Here is a 16,277-nt window from a genome sequence, read left to right on the forward strand (position 1 = left end):
CGCGATTAGGCGGTGTTTCCAGTGCATCGGAAGCGCGCTTAATCGCGGTGATTTTTTTTATAGCCGTTTTTAGCGATTGAGCCGTTTATGAGCACCATTCCGTTGACAAAGCGTGGCGCGGAGCAACTGCGCGATGAATTGCAGCGCCTCAAGTCCGTCGAGCGGCCGGCCGTGATCAACGCGATCGCGGAGGCCCGCGCACAGGGCGATCTTTCCGAAAACGCCGAATACGACGCCGCGAAGGAAAAACAGGGCTTTATCGAGGGCCGCATCGCGGAACTCGAATCCAAGCTGTCCGCCGCGCAAATCATCGATCCCACGGTGCTCGACGCCGACGGCCGCGTCGTGTTCGCCGCGACGGTCGAACTCGAGGATCTCGAGTCGGGCGACACCGTCAAGTACCAGATCGTCGGCGACGACGAAGCCGATATCGATCACGGCCTGATCTCGGTCAGCTCGCCGATCGCGCGCGCGCTGATCGGCAAGTCCGAAGGCGACGTCGCGGCCGTGCAGGCGCCGAGCGGCGTGCGCGAGTACGAAATCATCTCGGTCAGCTACATCTGAAACGGGGCGACGTGATGCCGCATCGCGTGTTCCGTCTGCTGTCGGCCGTGTGGGTCGGCAGCCTGCTGACGATCGGGTATGCGGTCGCGCCCGTCCTGTTCAAGACGCTGGAGCGGATGACGGCCGGTTCGGTCGCCGCCCAGCTGTTCCGCATCGAGGCGATCCTCGGCGTCGTGTGCGGCGTGCTGCTGCTCGCGTTGTCGAATCAGCAGGTGCGGCGCGGCAGCACCGAATATCGCCGCGCGCGCTGGATCGTCGCGGCGATGGTCGTGTGCGTGCTGGTCGGGTATTTCGCGCTGCAGCCGTTCATGAACGCGCTGCGGGTGGCCGCGATGGAGGCGGGCACCGATATCGCGAATTCGCCGTATGCGAGCCGCTTCGGGATGCTGCACGGCGTGTCGAGCGTGTTCTATCTCGTCGAGAGCGTGCTGGGGCTGATGCTGATCTGGCGTCTGCCGGCGCGCGACGCCTGAGCGCCGCGCCGTCGCGCGTTGCGCAACGACGAGGCAGGGCGGCACGGGCATCCGTGCCGCACGGGCGCCTTACTTGTCCTGGAACGGCCGCTTCGTGCTGGCCTGACGCTTTTTCGCGCGCTTCACGGTGCCGCCTGCCGTCACGCGTTCGTTGCCGCGCACCGTGACCTTGACCGGCCTCGGGCGGCGTACGGGGCTCGCGTTCGGCGATACCTTGACGACCTTGACGGTGCGCGGTGCACGGCCTTTCTTGTCGTCGACGGCTTCGGCCGCGCTCGGCAGCGCGCCGGCACGACGGCCGCGGGTCGGGGCCGCTACGGCCTCGGGCCTCCAGATCACCAGCAGCTTGCCGATATGCTGAATGGGGGCCGCGTTCAGGCGGTCGCAGATCTCGTCATAGATTGCGATGCGTTCGTCGCGTTCGTCGCCGAACACGCGGATCTTGATCAACTGGTGCGCGTCGAGGTGCACCTTGATTTCCTTCAGCACGGCGTCGGTCAGCCCTTCGGCGCCGATCAGCACGACGGGCTTGAGCGCATGGGCCTGGGAGCGCAGCGCGGAGCGCTCGGCGGGAGAAAGCGAAAGGGCGGGCATGGAAATGTCGAAATCTAAATAAGGGCGCGCTGACTGAAAAGCGATCGCGGGACGTTACCGCGTCAGCCGTGCGCCGAAACCACGTAAAATCGCGGCTTGGGCCTGAAAAGGGGCCGCAGCCGCGCGAAGAAGACGCGTATTATCCGCTAAAAGCGCGGCTTCACGAAGCAATGGGCAGCAATCTCTCTCTCGAATGGCAAAAAACCGCTTCAACCAGCACTGGCTGCACGACCACATCAACGACCCGTACGTCAAAATGGCGCAGCGGGAGGGCTATCGCGCGCGCGCCGCGTACAAGCTGAAGGAAATCGACGAGCAGGACAAGCTGATCCGTCCGGGCCAGGTGATCGTCGATCTCGGCGCCACGCCGGGCAGCTGGAGCCAGTATGCCCGCAACAAGCTCGCGCAGGGCAAGAAGCGCGACGCGGCGCGCGAAGGCGGCATCGACGGCACGATCGTTGCGCTGGACATCCTCCCGATGGAGCCGATCGCCGACGTCCACTTCCTGCAAGGCGACTTCCGCGAGGACGACGTCCTCCACCAGCTCGAAGAAGTGCTCGAAGGCCGCGCGGTGGACCTTGTTATTTCCGACATGGCCCCCAACCTCTCCGGCGTGGCCTCGGCGGACGCGGCGCGCATCGAGCATCTCTGCGATCTGGCGCTCGAATTCGCGCAGAACCATCTGAAGCCGGACGGTGCGCTGCTCGTGAAGTGCTTTCACGGCAGCGGCTACAGCCAGATCGTCGAGAAGTTCAAACAGCAGTTTAAGGTTGTCGCGCCGCGCAAGCCCAAGGCATCCCGCGACAAATCGTCCGAAACGTTCATTTTGGGTCGGCAGCTGAAGCATCCGCGCTGATGCGGAGCGCGATGCCGCAAACGGGCTCCGGCCCTTGCCGGACAAGCGAAGCGCTATCGCGGCGGTTGTCAATGCTTATGGCAGGGGTGGTCGGACTGGATTAGAATGACCGAGGGGCGCCGCAAGGAAAATGTAGGCGCTCGTCTACGAGTGAAGGAGTGGTGCTTTGAACAACAATATGTTTTCGAAGGCAGCGGTGTGGCTGGTGATCGCACTGGTGCTGTTTACGGTGTTCAAGCAGTTCGACAAGCCCCGCGTCCAGGAAGGCGTGTCCTATTCGCAGTTCATGGACGACGCCAAGAACGGCAAGGTCAAGAACGTCATCGTTCAGGGGCGCAACCTCACCGTCACTCCGGCTGATGGCCAGAAATACCAGATCGTGTCGCCCGGCGACATCTGGATGGTCGGCGATCTGATGAAGTACGGCGTGCAGGTCAGCGGCAAGGCCGACGACGAGCCGAACGCGCTGATGTCCGCGCTGTACTACCTCGGGCCGACGATCCTGATCATCGTGTTCTGGTTCTACATGATGAGGCAGATGCAGGGAGGCGGCAAAGGCGGCGCATTCTCGTTCGGGAAATCGCGTGCGCGGCTGATCGACGAGAACAACAACGCGGTGAACTTCTCCGACGTCGCGGGCTGCGACGAAGCGAAGGAAGAAGTGTCCGAGCTCGTCGACTTCCTGCGCGATCCGCAGAAATTCCAGAAACTGGGCGGCCGCATTCCGCGCGGCGTGCTGCTGGTCGGCCCGCCGGGTACCGGCAAGACGCTGCTCGCCCGCGCGATCGCGGGTGAAGCGAAGGTGCCGTTCTTCAGCATCTCGGGTTCGGACTTCGTCGAAATGTTCGTCGGCGTCGGTGCGGCCCGTGTGCGCGACATGTTCGAGCAGGCGAAGAAGCATGCGCCGTGCATCGTGTTCATCGACGAAATCGACGCGGTCGGCCGTCATCGCGGCGCCGGCATGGGCGGCGGCAACGACGAGCGCGAGCAGACGCTGAACCAGATGCTCGTCGAGATGGACGGCTTCGAGGCGAACTCGGGCGTGATCGTGATCGCGGCGACCAACCGTTCCGACGTGCTCGACAAGGCGCTGCTGCGTCCGGGCCGTTTCGACCGCCAGGTCTATGTCGGCCTGCCGGACATCCGCGGCCGCGAGCAGATCATGCGTGTGCACCTGCGCAAGGTGCCGATCGCGAACGACGTCGACGCGGCGGTCATCGCACGCGGTACGCCGGGCTTCTCGGGCGCCGATCTCGCGAACCTCGTGAACGAAGCTGCGCTGTTCGCCGCCCGTCGCGGCAAGCGCATCGTCGAGATGCAGGATTTCGAGGACGCGAAGGACAAGATCTTCATGGGTCCGGAGCGCAAGTCGGCGGTGATCCGTGAGGAAGCGAAGCGCGCCACCGCGTATCACGAGTCGGGCCACGCGGTGATCGCGAAGCTGCTGCCGAAGGCCGACCCCGTGCACAAGGTCACGATCATCCCGCGCGGTCGTGCGCTGGGTGTCACGTGGCAGCTGCCGGAGCATGACAACGAGACGTATTCGAAGGATTACCTGCTGGACCGCCTCGCGATCCTGTTCGGTGGCCGGGTGGCCGAAGAGTTGTTCATGAACCTCGTCAGCACCGGCGCGTCGGACGACTTCAACAAGGCCACGCAGACGGCGCGTGCGATGGTTGCGCGGTTCGGCATGACCGACGCGCTCGGGCCGATGGTGTACGTCGACGACGAGAACGATGCGTCGCCGTTCGGCCGCGGTTTCACGCGCACGATCTCGGAAGCGACGCAGCAGAAGGTCGACTCGGAAATCCGCCGCGTGCTGGACGATCAGTACAACCTCGCGCGTCGCCTGCTCGAGGAGAACCGCGACAAGGTCGAGGCGATGACGGCCGCGCTGATGGAGTGGGAGACGATCGACGCCGATCAGATCAACGACATCATGGAAGGCCGTCCGCCGCGCTCGCCGAAGAGCTCGCCGGCCGTCGGCGGCGATTCGTCGGGCGGCGGCAGCGCCGAGGTCAAGCCCGGCAGCGCGCCGGCGCCGGCTACGCCGGCGGCATAATCTCCGCTTTAGCACCGTTCACGGGCTGGTGTGGCTTCACACCGGCCCGTTTTGCATTCATCCACGCCCGTTGCTCGTGTCCGATTCCGCAGTGTCCCCATTCATTCCCGCGCCGCTCCGGTGTGGCCGCTTCGAACTGACGTTCGAACGCCCGCTCGTGATGGGCATCCTCAACGCCACGCCCGATTCGTTCTCCGACGGCGGCCGCTTCCTCGCGCGCGACGATGCGCTGCGCCAGGCCGAGCGGATGATTGCCGAGGGCGTGGACCTCATCGACATCGGCGGCGAATCGACGCGCCCCGGCGCGCCGCCGGTACCGCTCGACGAGGAGCTCGCACGCGTGATTCCGCTCGTCGAGGCGCTGCGGCCGCTGAACGTGCCGCTGTCGATCGATACCTACAAGCCCGCCGTGATGCGCGCGGCGCTGGCCGCTGGCGCGGACCTGATCAACGACATCTGGGGGTTCCGCCAGCCGGGCGCGATCGACGCGGTGCGCGACGGCAATAGCGGCCTGTGCGCGATGCACATGCTCGGCGAGCCGCAGACGATGCAGGTCGGCGAGCCCGACTACGGCGACGTCGTGACCGACGTGCGCGACTTCCTCGCTGCGCGCGTGCAGGCGCTGCGCGACGCGGGGGTGGCGGCGGAGCGGATCTGCGTCGATCCCGGCTTCGGGTTCGGCAAGGCGGTCGTCGACGACAACTATGCGCTGCTGGCCGCGTTGCCGGACACGGCGCCCGCCCGGCCCGACGGGCGCGCTTACCCGATTCTCGCGGGCATGTCGCGCAAGTCGATGCTCGGCGCGGTGATCGACGGCAAGCCGCCGATGGAGCGCGTCGCGGCGAGCGTGGCGGCCGCGTTGTGCGCGGTCGAGCGCGGCGCCGCGATCGTGCGCGTGCACGACGTCGCGGCGACGGTCGATGCGCTGAAAGTATGGAATGCCGTGCGCGCAGCCGCGCGGCAACGATAAGCAAGTCAGAAAGACGAAAGACGAAGGAGGAAGGACCCCATGGGACGTCGATATTTCGGCACGGACGGCATTCGCGGCACGGTGGGCGAGGCGCCCATCACGCCGGACTTCGTATTGCGCCTTGGCTATGCGGCCGGCAAGGTGCTGGCCGGCTCGGCCGACGTCGCGGCAGGCTCGCGTCCGACCGTGCTGATCGGCAAGGACACGCGCGTGTCGGGCTACATGCTCGAAGCCGCGCTCGAGGCCGGATTCTCGGCGGCCGGCGTCGACGTGATGCTGGCCGGCCCGATGCCGACGCCCGGCGTCGCGTATCTGACGCGTGCGCTGCGCCTGTCGGCCGGTGTCGTGATCAGCGCGTCGCACAACCCGTATCACGACAACGGGATCAAGTTTTTCTCGGCTGACGGCAACAAGCTGCCCGACGACACCGAGGCCGCGATCGAAGCGTGGCTCGACAAGCCGCTCGAATGCGCGCCGTCGGACGGCCTCGGCAAGGCGCGCCGCCTCGACGACGCGGCCGGCCGCTACATCGAGTTCTGCAAGAGCACGTTCCCGGCCGCGTTCGACCTGCGCGGGCTGAAGCTCGTGATCGATTGCGCGCACGGCGCCGCGTACCAGATCGCGCCGCACGTGTTCCACGAGCTCGGCGCGGACGTCATTCCGATCGGCGTCGCGCCGAACGGCTTCAACATCAACGACGGCGTCGGCGCGACCGCGCCGGACGCGCTGGTGCGCGCGGTGCGGGCGAACCATGCCGATCTCGGCATCGCGCTCGACGGCGACGCCGATCGTCTGCAGGTCGTGGACGCGACCGGCCGCCTGTACAACGGCGACGAGCTGCTCTACGTGCTCGTGAAGGACCGGATCGCGACCGACGGCAAGGTCGAAGGCGCGGTCGGCACGCTGATGACGAACCTCGCCGTCGAAGTCGCGCTGCAACGCGAGGGTGTGAAGTTCGTCCGTGCGGCGGTCGGCGATCGCTACGTGCTCGAGCAGTTGCGCGAGCACGGCTGGCAGCTCGGCGCGGAAGGGTCGGGTCACATCCTGTCGCTCGACCGGCACTCGACCGGCGACGGCATCGTGTCGGCGCTGCTCGTGCTGGCCGCGCTCAAGCGCAGCGGCCGCACGCTCGCGCAGGTGCTCGACGGCGTCACGCTGTTCCCGCAGAAGCTGATCAACGTGCGGATGAAGCCCGGCGCCGACTGGAAGGGCAGCGCGTCGATTCGCGCCGCGATCGACGCCGCCGAAGCCGCGCTTGCCGGCAGCGGCCGCGTGCTGATCCGCGCATCCGGCACGGAGCCCGTGTTGCGCGTGATGGTCGAAGCGCAGCAGGCGGCCGATGCGGTGCGCCATGCGGAGACGATCGCCGACGCGGTGCGCGCGGCGACGACCTGATCCGTGCCGGCGCGCGGCGGTTCGCCCGCCCGCGCGCAGGCTTCCGACGAATGTGCGTGCGGCGCCCTCGGGCGCCGTCGTTTTGTCGGACGCAAAGGTTTGCGTTACCTAATAGAAGCAAGCTTCGGCAAACGCATCCGTCCAATCGAATCGGCATCCGACCCCGGAATCGGACCTCCGGCCGGACCGGGCTTCCCGTCCGTCCGACGCTGCGCTACGATGCGCCCGCACGCCGCCGAAAACCGGCGTTCATCCTCTCCGTCCGAGCCAGGCAATTCTTGCCGCCGGCGGCGCTCTCGCGCCACCCGATATTCCCTTTCAACCAGTCATGTTACTGTCACGCCAGTTTCATCGATTGTCACATTACCGTCATGAGCAGCCCCTAACCTTCGCGGTGCCGTAGTCATCCGCTCACACACTGGAGGTCTCATGAAATTGATGCAAACCGCGATTGCCGGCCTGGCTGGCGCGCTTTTCGCCGTCGCCGCCCACGCTGCCGACATCACGGGCGCAGGCAGCACGTTCGCGATGCCGATCTATACGAAATGGGCTGCCGACTACCAGCAGTCCGGCGGTTCGAAGGTCAACTACCAGGGCATCGGCTCGTCGGGCGGCCTGAAGCAGATCATCGCGAAGACGGTCGATTTTGCTGGTTCGGACGCTCCGCTGAAGGATGAGGATCTCGCGAAGGAAGGCCTGTTCCAGTTTCCGACGGTGGTCGGCGGCGTGGTGCCGGTCGTCAACGTGCCGGGCGTGAAGGCCGGCGAACTGACGCTGTCGGGCCCGGTGCTCGGCGACATCTACCTCGGCAAGATCAAGAAGTGGAACGACCCGGCGATCGTCGCGCTGAACCCGAAGGTCAAGCTGCCGGATACGGACATCGCCGTGGTCCGCCGCGCCGACGGCTCGGGCACGAGCTTCATCTGGACGAACTACCTGTCGAAGGTCAACGACGAGTGGAAGTCGAAGATCGGCGAAGGCACGACGGTCAACTGGCCGACGGGCACGGGCGGCAAGGGCAACGACGGCGTCGCGGCCTTCGTGCAGCGCCTGCCGGGCGCGATCGGCTACGTCGAGTGGGCGTACGCGAAGAAGAACAACATGACCTACACTGCGCTGAAGAACTCGACGGGCACGGTGGTCGAGCCGAAGACGGAAACGTTCAAGGCCGCAGCGGCAGGCGCGAACTGGTCGAAGTCGTTCTACCAGATCCTGACGAACCAGCCGGGCAAGGAAGCGTGGCCGGTCGTCGGCGCGACGTTCGTGCTGCTGCACGCAAAGCAGGACAAGCCGGAGCAGGGCGCGGAAACGCTGAAGTTCTTCAGCTGGGCGTTCAAGAACGGCGAGAAGGCTGCCGACAGCCTCGACTACATCTCGCTGCCGGCGACGGTCGAGACGGAAATCCGCAAGCAGTGGAAGACGAAGGTGACGGACGCTTCGGGCAAGCCGGTCGCCGCCGAGTAAGCCATCCAGCGGTTCGCTGCCCGGCCGTGCCGGTCGGGCAGTGTGTGCGGTAAAGCCGGGCGTTACGGCGTCCGGCGATCAAAAGCAGGCACCCATGTCTGATATTTCATACCCGTCCTCCCGATCGGCCGACAGTGCACAGCAGCGCGCGCCGAGCCGTCTCGGGGATGTCCTGTTCGGCGGCCTTGCGCGGCTCGCCGCGATCGTGACCCTGCTGCTGCTCGGCGGGATCATCGTTTCCCTGATCATCGCGTCGATGCCGACCATCCAGAAGTTCGGCATCGGCTTCCTGTGGCAATCCGAGTGGGATCCGAACTCGGACATCTACGGCGCACTCGTGCCGATCTACGGCACGATCGTGACGTCGCTGATCGCACTCGTCATCGCGGTGCCGGTCAGCTTCGGCATCGCACTGTTCCTCACCGAATTGGCGCCCGTGTGGCTGCGCCGTCCGCTCGGCATCGCGATCGAGCTGCTCGCCGCGATTCCGTCGATCGTGTACGGCATGTGGGGGCTGCTCGTGTTCGCGCCGATCTTCGCCGAATACTTCCAGAAACCCATCGGCCGGCTGCTCAAGGACGTGTGGGTGCTCGGCCCGCTGACGTCCGGCGCGCCGATCGGCATCGGCATTCTCGCGGCCGGCGTGATCCTCGCGATCATGATCATCCCGTACATCGCGTCGGTGATGCGCGACGTGTTCGAGGTGACGCCGGTGCTGCTGAAGGAATCGGCATACGGCATCGGCTGCACGACCTGGGAAGTGATGTGGAAGGTCGTGCTGCCCTATACGAAGACCGGCGTGATCGGCGGCGTGATGCTCGGCCTCGGCCGCGCGCTCGGCGAAACGATGGCCGTGACCTTCGTGATCGGCAACACCAACCTGCTCGACAGCGTGTCGCTGTTCGCGCCGGGCAACAGCATCACGTCGGCGCTCGCGAACGAATTCGCGGAAGCGCAGCCGGGCCTGCATACGTCCGCGCTGATGGAGCTCGGCCTGATCCTGTTCGTGATCACGTTCATCGTGCTGTCCATCTCCAAACTGCTGCTGCTTCGTCTCGAGAAGGGAGAGGGCAAGAAATGAGCGAGCCCATCATGAATTTCCCGGGGCCGGACGGCGCCGCGCTCGACGCGATGCGCAACCGCCTGCAGCGCAAGCGCAAGGCCGTCAACGCGATCGCGCTCACCGCGTCGCTCGGCGCGATGGCCTTCGGCCTGCTGTGGCTCGTGTGGATTCTCTACACGACGGTGCATCTCGGCGTCGGCGGCCTGTCGCTGCAACTGTTCACCGAATCGACGCCGGCGCCGAACACGGAAGGCGGCGGTCTCGCGAACGCGATCGTCGGCAGCCTGCTGCTGTGCGGCTTCGGCACGCTGGTCGGCACGCCGATCGGCATCCTCGCGGGCGTCTATCTCGCCGAATACGGGCAGAAGAACCTGCTGGCGAGCACGATCCGCTTCATCAACGACATCCTGCTGTCCGCGCCGTCGATCGTCATCGGCCTGTTCGTGTACGCGATCGTCGTCGCGAAGTCGGGGCGCTTCTCCGGTTGGGCCGGCGTGATCGCGCTGGCGCTGCTGCAGATCCCGATCGTGATCCGCACGACCGAGAACATGCTGAAGCTGGTGCCGAACGCGCTGCGCGAAGCGGCCGTCGCGCTCGGCACGCCGAAGTGGCGCATGGTGCTGAAGATCACGCTGCGCGCGTCGGTCGGCGGGATCGTGACGGGCGTACTGCTCGCGGTCGCGCGGATCGCCGGCGAAACGGCGCCGCTGCTGTTCACCGCGCTGTCGAACCAGTTTTTCTCGGTCGACATGAGCCAGCCGATGGCGAACCTGCCGGTCACGATCTACAAGTTCGCGATGAGCCCGTTCGCGGAATGGCAGTCGCTCGCGTGGGCGGGCGTGTTCCTGATTACGCTCGGGGTGCTCGGACTGAACGTCCTGGCGCGCTCGATCTTCTCGAAAAAGTAACGGCGGAGCAATCCGATGAATATGGCAGAAAGCCACCTGAATCCCGTCGAGCGCACCGCTGCGCCCGCCGGCACGCAAGACGCGGCGCACGGCCGTCCGCTCGCGCCGCTGAACGCGAAGATCGAGGTCAACAACCTCAACTTCTTCTACAACAAGTTCCACGCGCTGAAGAACATCAACCTGCGCATTCCCGAAGGGAAGGTGACGGCGTTCATCGGCCCGTCGGGCTGCGGCAAGTCGACGCTCCTGCGCACGTTCAACAAGATGTTCGCGCTCTATCCGGAGCAGCGCGCCGAAGGCGAAATCCTGATGGACGGCGAGAACCTGCTGACGACGAAGCGCGACATCTCGCTGCTGCGCGCGCGAATCGGCATGGTGTTCCAGAAGCCGACCCCGTTCCCGATGTCGATCTACGACAACATCGCGTTCGGCGTGAAGATGTTCGAAAAACTCACGCGCTCGGAAATGGACGATCGCGTCGAGTGGGCGCTCACGAAGGCCGCGCTGTGGAACGAAGTGAAGGACAAGCTGGGCCAGAGCGGCTACGGGCTGTCGGGCGGCCAGCAGCAGCGTCTGTGCATCGCGCGCGGCATCGCGATCCGTCCGGAAGTGCTGCTGCTGGACGAACCGTGCTCGGCGCTCGACCCGATCTCGACGGGCCGCATCGAGGAGCTGATCGCGGAGTTGAAGAGCGACTACACGGTCGTGATCGTCACGCACAACATGCAGCAGGCCGCACGCTGCTCGGATTACACGGCCTACATGTACCTGGGCGAGCTGATCGAGTTCGGCGACACCGAAAAGATCTTCATCAAGCCGGTGCGCAAGGAAACGGAAGACTACATCACCGGCCGCTTCGGCTGATGACGGAGAACAACAGCCATGTCGGATAAACATCTGTCGAGCCAGTTCGACGCGGACCTGAATGCCGTGTCGTCGAAAGTGCTGGAAATGGGCGGACTCGTGGAGTCGCAGATCGTCGGCGCGATGCGCGCGCTGAACGAGTTCGATCGCGATACGGCCGAGAAGGTGATCGCGGCCGAGGAAACGCTGAACGCGATGGAAGTGGACATCGACCAGGAATGCGGCAACATCATCGCGCGGAGGCAGCCTGCCGCGCGCGACCTGCGTCTTTTGATGTCGATTTCGAAAACGATTACGAACCTCGAGCGCGCCGGCGACGAGGCCGAGAAGATCGCCAAGCGCGTGCGCCGCCTGGTCGACGAGCCGGCCGCACGTGCGGTCAACATCGCCGAGATCAAGGTGTCGGGCGAGATGGCCGTGACGATCCTGCGCCGCGCGCTCGATGCGTTCGCGCGCCTCGACACGGTGGCCGCCGCGCAGATCGTCAAGGACGACAAGGAAATCGACATGGAATTCCGCGCGTTCGTGCGCAAGCTCGTGTCGTACATGCAGGAAGATCCGCGCACGATCTCGGTCGGCCTCGACTACCTGTTCATCGCGAAGGCGATCGAACGGATCGGCGACCACGCGAAGAACATCGCCGAATTCATCATCTACATCGTGAAGGGCACCGACGTGCGGCACCAGCCGCGCGACACGCTCGATCGCGAAGCCAACAGTTAATCGACTCCATAGGAAGAACAGAGGTGCCGATGCCCAGCAACATTCTCGTCGTTGAAGATGAGCCCGCGATTTCCGAACTGATCTCGGTGAATCTCCAGCACGCCGGTCACTGCCCGATCCGCGCGTACAACGCCGAACAGGCACAGAACCTGATCAGCGACGTGCTGCCCGATCTCGTGCTGCTCGACTGGATGCTGCCGGGCAAGTCCGGTATCGCGTTCGCGCGCGACCTGCGCAACAACGAACGGACCAAGCACATTCCGATCATCATGCTCACCGCCCGCGGCGACGAGCAGGACAAGGTGCTCGGCCTCGAAATCGGCGCGGACGACTACGTGACGAAGCCGTTCTCGCCGAAGGAACTGATGGCGCGCATCAAGGCCGTGCTGCGCCGCCGCGCGCCGCAGCTGACCGAGGACGTCGTGTCCATCAACGGGCTGCGCCTCGACCCGGCCACGCATCGCGTCGCCGCGCACGGGGACGGCAGCGAGATCAAGCTCGATCTCGGCCCGACCGAGTTCCGGCTGCTGCATTTCTTCATGACCCATCCGGAGCGCGTGCACAGCCGCACGCAGTTGCTCGACCAGGTGTGGGGCGACCACGTGTTCGTCGAGGAGCGCACCGTCGACGTGCACATCAAACGATTGCGCGCGGCCTTGAAACCGGCCGGCTGCGATGCGATGATCGAAACCGTGCGCGGCAGCGGCTACCGCCTCGCCAAGCACGCGTAACGTATTCGGGCACGCCGCGTGCCGCGGCATGCCGTTCCTTCTTTCGGACGCTGAATCATGAACATCATCTGGGCGCGCTTCCTGGTGTCGCTCGTGCTGCTCGTGCTGATCGGCGTGTTGGTCGGCGTCTTCGCCGGCCCGACCGCGGGCCTCGTGTTCGTGGTCGTGATGCTGGTCGCGCAGGGCTTTTTCAGTACCTTCCACACGCAGCGTCTGTGGCGCCTGCTCGATGCGCCGGTCTACGGCGAAGTGCCGAGCGCGCCGGGCATCTGGGGCGAGATCTACTATCGGCTGCACAAGCTCGCGAAGCAGTGGCATGCGCAGGTGCGGCAGGTCGAGCAGCAGCATTCGCGCTTCATCCAGGCGATCCAGGCCTCGCCGAACGGCGTCGCGATGCTCGACGATCACGACCAGATCGAGTGGTGCAACGCGATCGCCGAAGTCCATTTCGGCCTCGACGCGAAGCGCGACCTGCGTCAGCACATCACGAACCTGGTGCGCCATCCCGATTTCGTCCGCTACCTGAATGCGCAGCATTACGACGAGACGCTGTTGATGCGCGGCATGGGCGACTCGCGGCAGAACGTGCTGGCCGTGCAGGTGTTTCCGTACGGCGAGAACCGCAAGCTGCTGCTCACGCAGGACATCACCGAGCTCGAGCGTACCGACGCGATGCGGCGCGACTTCGTCGCGAACGTGTCGCACGAGCTGAAGACGCCGCTCACCGTGCTGTCGGGCTTCCTCGAGACGATGCGCGAACTGCCGCTGAACGAGGAAGACCGCGCGCGCTATCTCGACATGATGGAGCAGCAGGCGTCGCGGATGCGGCACATCGTGACCGACCTGCTGGTGCTCGCGAAGCTGGAAGGCGAGAGCAAGCCGCCGGTCGATCACGCGATCGACATGCGTGCGGTGTTCGACCATCTGAAGGAAGATGCGCACACGCTGTCGAACGGGCATCACGACATCGCGTTCTCGATCGACGAGACGCTCGGCGTCACGGGCGCGCAGACGGAGTTGTTCAGCGCGTTCGCGAATCTCGTCACGAATGCGATCCGCTATACGCCGGACGGCGGCAAGATCGTCGTGTCGTGGCGGCGCGAGGGCGCGCAGGGCGTGTTCTCCGTCACGGACAGCGGCTTCGGGATTCCGGCCGCCGACCTGCCGCGGCTCACCGAGCGCTTCTACCGTGTCGATCGCAGCCGTTCGCGCGACACCGGCGGCACGGGCCTCGGGCTCGCGATCGTCAAGCACGTGCTGCAGCGGCACGACGCGCATCTGTACGTGCAGAGCGAGGAAGGGCGCGGCAGTACGTTCACCGCACGGTTCCCGGGCTCGCGGGTCATCGCGATCCGGCCGGCCGCTTACGAAGCATGATCGCGTAGCGGTTTGACAGTCAAAAAAAGCAGCCCGCGGGCTGCTTTTTTCATGGCGAAGCGGCGCGTATCGCGCCGACGGCTCACGAGCAGAACTTCGCGAGCAGCCCCAGCTGCGCGTTGCGGATCGTCTTGCCGGTGCGGCGGCGGCGATAGTGGCCGTCGCTGTGCATCTGCCATGCCGACTGGTTGTCGCCGAGGCACACCGACAGCCCTTCGGCGATCACGCGCCGCTTGAGCTTGCGCTCGCGGATCGGGAACGCGACTTCGACGCGGCGGAACAGGTTGCGGTCCATCCAGTCGGCGCTCGACAGATAGACGTCCTCGGCGCCGCCCGCGTGGAAGTAGTAGATGCGGTGGTGTTCGAGGAAGCGGCCGACGATCGAGCGCACCGTGATGTTTTCCGACAGGCCGGGCACGCCGGGCTTCAGCGCGCAGACGCCGCGCACGATCAGGTCGACCTTGACGCCTGCCTGCGACGCTTCGTACAGCGCGGCGATCACCGACGGCTCCAGCAGCGCGTTCATTTTCGCGACGATGCGCGCGCGCTTGCCGGCCTGCGCATTGTCGATCTCCGCGCGGATCGAATCGATGATGCGCGGATGCAGCGTGAACGGCGACTGCCACAGCTCGTGCAATGTCAGTTCGCCGCCGATCCCGGTCAGTTGCTGGAACACGTGATGGACGTCCTCGCAGATCTTCTGGTCGGCCGTCATCAGCCCGAAGTCGGTGTAGAGGCGCGCCGTGCGCGGATGGTAGTTGCCGGTGCCGAGGTGCACGTAGCGGCGCAGCGACGCCTTGCCGGCCTGCACGACGCGCCGCACGATCAGCATCATCTTCGCGTGGCACTTATGGCCGACCACGCCGTACACGACATGCGCGCCGACGGCTTCGAGCTGCGACGCCCAGTTGATGTTGGTTTCCTCGTCGAAGCGCGCGAGCAGCTCGACGACGACGGTCACTTCCTTGCCGTTGCGCGCGGCTTCCATCAGCGCGTCCATCAGCGGCGAGTCGGTGCCGGTGCGGTAGATCGTCTGCTTGATCGCGACGACGCTCGGATCTTTCGCGGCCTGCTGCAGCAGTTCGAGCACGGGCTGGAAGCTCTCGTACGGATGATGCAGCAGGATGTCGCCGGCGTCGATCGCGTCGAACATCGTCGGCGCGTTGGCGATGACGGCCGGCGTCGACGCGGTGAACGGCGCGAACTTCAGGTCGGGGCGATCGACGAGATCGGGAATCTGCATCAGGCGCACGAGGTTCACGGACCCGGCCACGCGATAGCAGTCCTTGTCGCCGAGTTCGCTTTCCTCGAGCAGGCGTCGCACGATGTGCAGCGGCGTGTCGGCCGACACCTCGAGGCGTACCGCGTTGCCGAGGTGGCGCGCGGGCAGTTCGCCCTGCAACGCGACACGCAGGTTCGTGATTTCGTCTTCGTCGACGAACAGCTCGCTGTTGCGCGTGATGCGGAACTGGTTGCAGCTTTTCACGACGAGTTGCGGAAAGAGTTCGCCGACGAAGCGCTGCATGAACGAGCTCAGCAGCACGAAGCCGTGCTCGAAACCCGACAGCGCATGCGGCATGCGCACGACGCGCGGCAGCGCGCGCGGCGCCTGCACGATGCCCATCACGGCCTGGCGGCCGAATGCGTCGCGGCCTTCGAGCTCGACGACGAAGTTCAGGCTCTTGTTCAGTACGCGCGGGAACGGGTGGGCCGGATCGAGGCCGATCGGCGTCAGCACGGGCAGCAGTTCGTCGAGGAAGTAGCGTCGCGCCCATTCGAGCTGCTCGTCGTTCCACGTGTCGCTCGCGTGGAAGTAGATGCCTTCCTGTTCGAGCGCCGGCAGCACGGTTTCGTGCAGCATCGTGTACTGTCGATGCACGAGCCGCTGCGCGCGTTCGACGACGAGATCGTAAGCGTGCTGCAACGACATGCCGTCGGGCGTCAGCGCGCCGGGGTTGTCGCGGATCTGCTCCTGCAGGCCGGCCATCCGGACTTCGAAGAATTCGTCGAGGTTGCTGCTGGTAATGCAGATGAAGCGCAGGCGCTCGAGCAACGGGACTTGCGGATCGGCCGCCTGGGCCAGCACGCGCTCGTTGAAACCGAGGATGCCGAGTTCACGATTGAGAAGCGGGTAACGGACGGACATCGGCAGAGTAGGGGGTAATTCAGGCGATGATTCGAAAGGACGCTCGGAAACTCTCACGGTACGATGACGTGCTGATGACAATCATGG

At 65.5% G+C, this 16,277-nt stretch carries 15 protein-coding genes; 13 read left to right on the forward strand and 2 right to left on the reverse strand.

Annotated elements, in window-relative coordinates; all coding sequences use genetic code 11:
* Positions 1-87 precede the first annotated feature (87 nt).
* Together greA and CFB81_RS06110 are read left to right on the forward strand one after the other, a co-directional pair.
* Positions 88-564, forward strand: coding sequence for a transcription elongation factor GreA (greA, locus tag CFB81_RS06105; protein ID WP_006476345.1), 477 nt, complete (start codon positions 88-90; stop codon positions 562-564).
* A 14-nt stretch (positions 565-578) separates the two neighbouring features.
* Entirely contained in the window at positions 579-1,037 is a 459-nt protein-coding gene (locus CFB81_RS06110; RefSeq protein WP_089434823.1) for a DUF4149 domain-containing protein, read from the forward strand.
* A 69-nt stretch (positions 1,038-1,106) separates the two neighbouring features.
* On the opposite strand, the gene CFB81_RS06115 is transcribed toward CFB81_RS06110, so the two are convergent.
* Positions 1,107-1,631, reverse strand: a complete 525-nt coding sequence (locus CFB81_RS06115; RefSeq protein WP_069617110.1) for a YhbY family RNA-binding protein — start codon at positions 1,629-1,631, stop codon at positions 1,107-1,109.
* A 193-nt stretch (positions 1,632-1,824) separates the two neighbouring features.
* On the opposite strand from CFB81_RS06115, the gene CFB81_RS06120 reads away from it, so the two are divergent.
* The 11 genes from CFB81_RS06120 to phoR all read left to right on the forward strand — a co-directional run bounded on the left by CFB81_RS06120 (position 1,825) and on the right by phoR (position 14,044).
* Positions 1,825-2,487, forward strand: coding sequence for an RlmE family RNA methyltransferase (locus CFB81_RS06120; protein WP_034206952.1), 663 nt, complete (start codon positions 1,825-1,827; stop codon positions 2,485-2,487).
* 166 nt (positions 2,488-2,653) lie between these two features.
* Positions 2,654-4,549, forward strand: coding sequence for an ATP-dependent zinc metalloprotease FtsH (gene ftsH, locus CFB81_RS06125; RefSeq protein WP_050015209.1), 1,896 nt, complete (start codon positions 2,654-2,656; stop codon positions 4,547-4,549).
* 28 nt (positions 4,550-4,577) lie between these two features.
* Entirely contained in the window at positions 4,578-5,519 is a 942-nt protein-coding gene (gene folP, locus CFB81_RS06130; RefSeq protein WP_089434824.1) for a dihydropteroate synthase, read from the forward strand.
* Positions 5,520-5,558: 39 nt separating this feature from the next.
* Positions 5,559-6,914 carry a phosphoglucosamine mutase gene (gene glmM, locus CFB81_RS06135; RefSeq protein WP_089434825.1) on the forward strand — a complete coding sequence of 452 codons (1,356 nt, stop codon included), beginning with the start codon at positions 5,559-5,561 and terminating at the stop codon, positions 6,912-6,914.
* A 429-nt stretch (positions 6,915-7,343) separates the two neighbouring features.
* A complete protein-coding gene (pstS, locus tag CFB81_RS06145; protein ID WP_069617113.1) occupies positions 7,344-8,378 on the forward strand; it encodes a phosphate ABC transporter substrate-binding protein PstS in 1,035 nt (344 codons plus the stop codon).
* A 94-nt stretch (positions 8,379-8,472) separates the two neighbouring features.
* A complete protein-coding gene (gene pstC / locus CFB81_RS06150) occupies positions 8,473-9,459 on the forward strand; it encodes a phosphate ABC transporter permease PstC (protein ID WP_069617114.1) in 987 nt (328 codons plus the stop codon).
* Positions 9,456-10,349 (forward strand): phosphate ABC transporter permease PstA, encoded by an 894-nt coding sequence (gene pstA / locus CFB81_RS06155; RefSeq protein WP_069617115.1) that lies wholly within the window; start codon positions 9,456-9,458, stop codon positions 10,347-10,349. Before pstC ends, pstA begins: the two co-directional genes overlap by 4 nt.
* 15 nt (positions 10,350-10,364) lie before the next feature.
* Positions 10,365-11,213, forward strand: coding sequence for a phosphate ABC transporter ATP-binding protein PstB (pstB, locus tag CFB81_RS06160; RefSeq protein ID WP_050015221.1), 849 nt, complete (start codon positions 10,365-10,367; stop codon positions 11,211-11,213).
* Between the two features lie 18 nt (positions 11,214-11,231).
* Positions 11,232-11,936, forward strand: a complete 705-nt coding sequence (gene phoU / locus CFB81_RS06165; protein ID WP_006476334.1) for a phosphate signaling complex protein PhoU — start codon at positions 11,232-11,234, stop codon at positions 11,934-11,936.
* A gap of 29 nt (positions 11,937-11,965) precedes the next feature.
* Positions 11,966-12,667, forward strand: coding sequence for a phosphate regulon transcriptional regulator PhoB (gene phoB, locus CFB81_RS06170; RefSeq protein WP_006750313.1), 702 nt, complete (start codon positions 11,966-11,968; stop codon positions 12,665-12,667).
* A 57-nt stretch (positions 12,668-12,724) separates the two neighbouring features.
* A complete protein-coding gene (gene phoR, locus CFB81_RS06175) occupies positions 12,725-14,044 on the forward strand; it encodes a phosphate regulon sensor histidine kinase PhoR (protein WP_069617116.1) in 1,320 nt (439 codons plus the stop codon).
* Positions 14,045-14,126: 82 nt separating this feature from the next.
* Here the strand turns inward: phoR and ppk1 are convergent, their stop codons facing one another.
* Positions 14,127-16,190, reverse strand: a complete 2,064-nt coding sequence (ppk1, locus tag CFB81_RS06180; RefSeq protein ID WP_069617117.1) for a polyphosphate kinase 1 — start codon at positions 16,188-16,190, stop codon at positions 14,127-14,129.
* Positions 16,191-16,277 lie beyond the last annotated feature (87 nt).

It is taken from the genome of Burkholderia sp. AU28863 (genome assembly GCF_002223195.1).
In the GTDB taxonomy this organism is placed as follows: Bacteria; Pseudomonadota; Gammaproteobacteria; order Burkholderiales; family Burkholderiaceae; genus Burkholderia; species Burkholderia sola.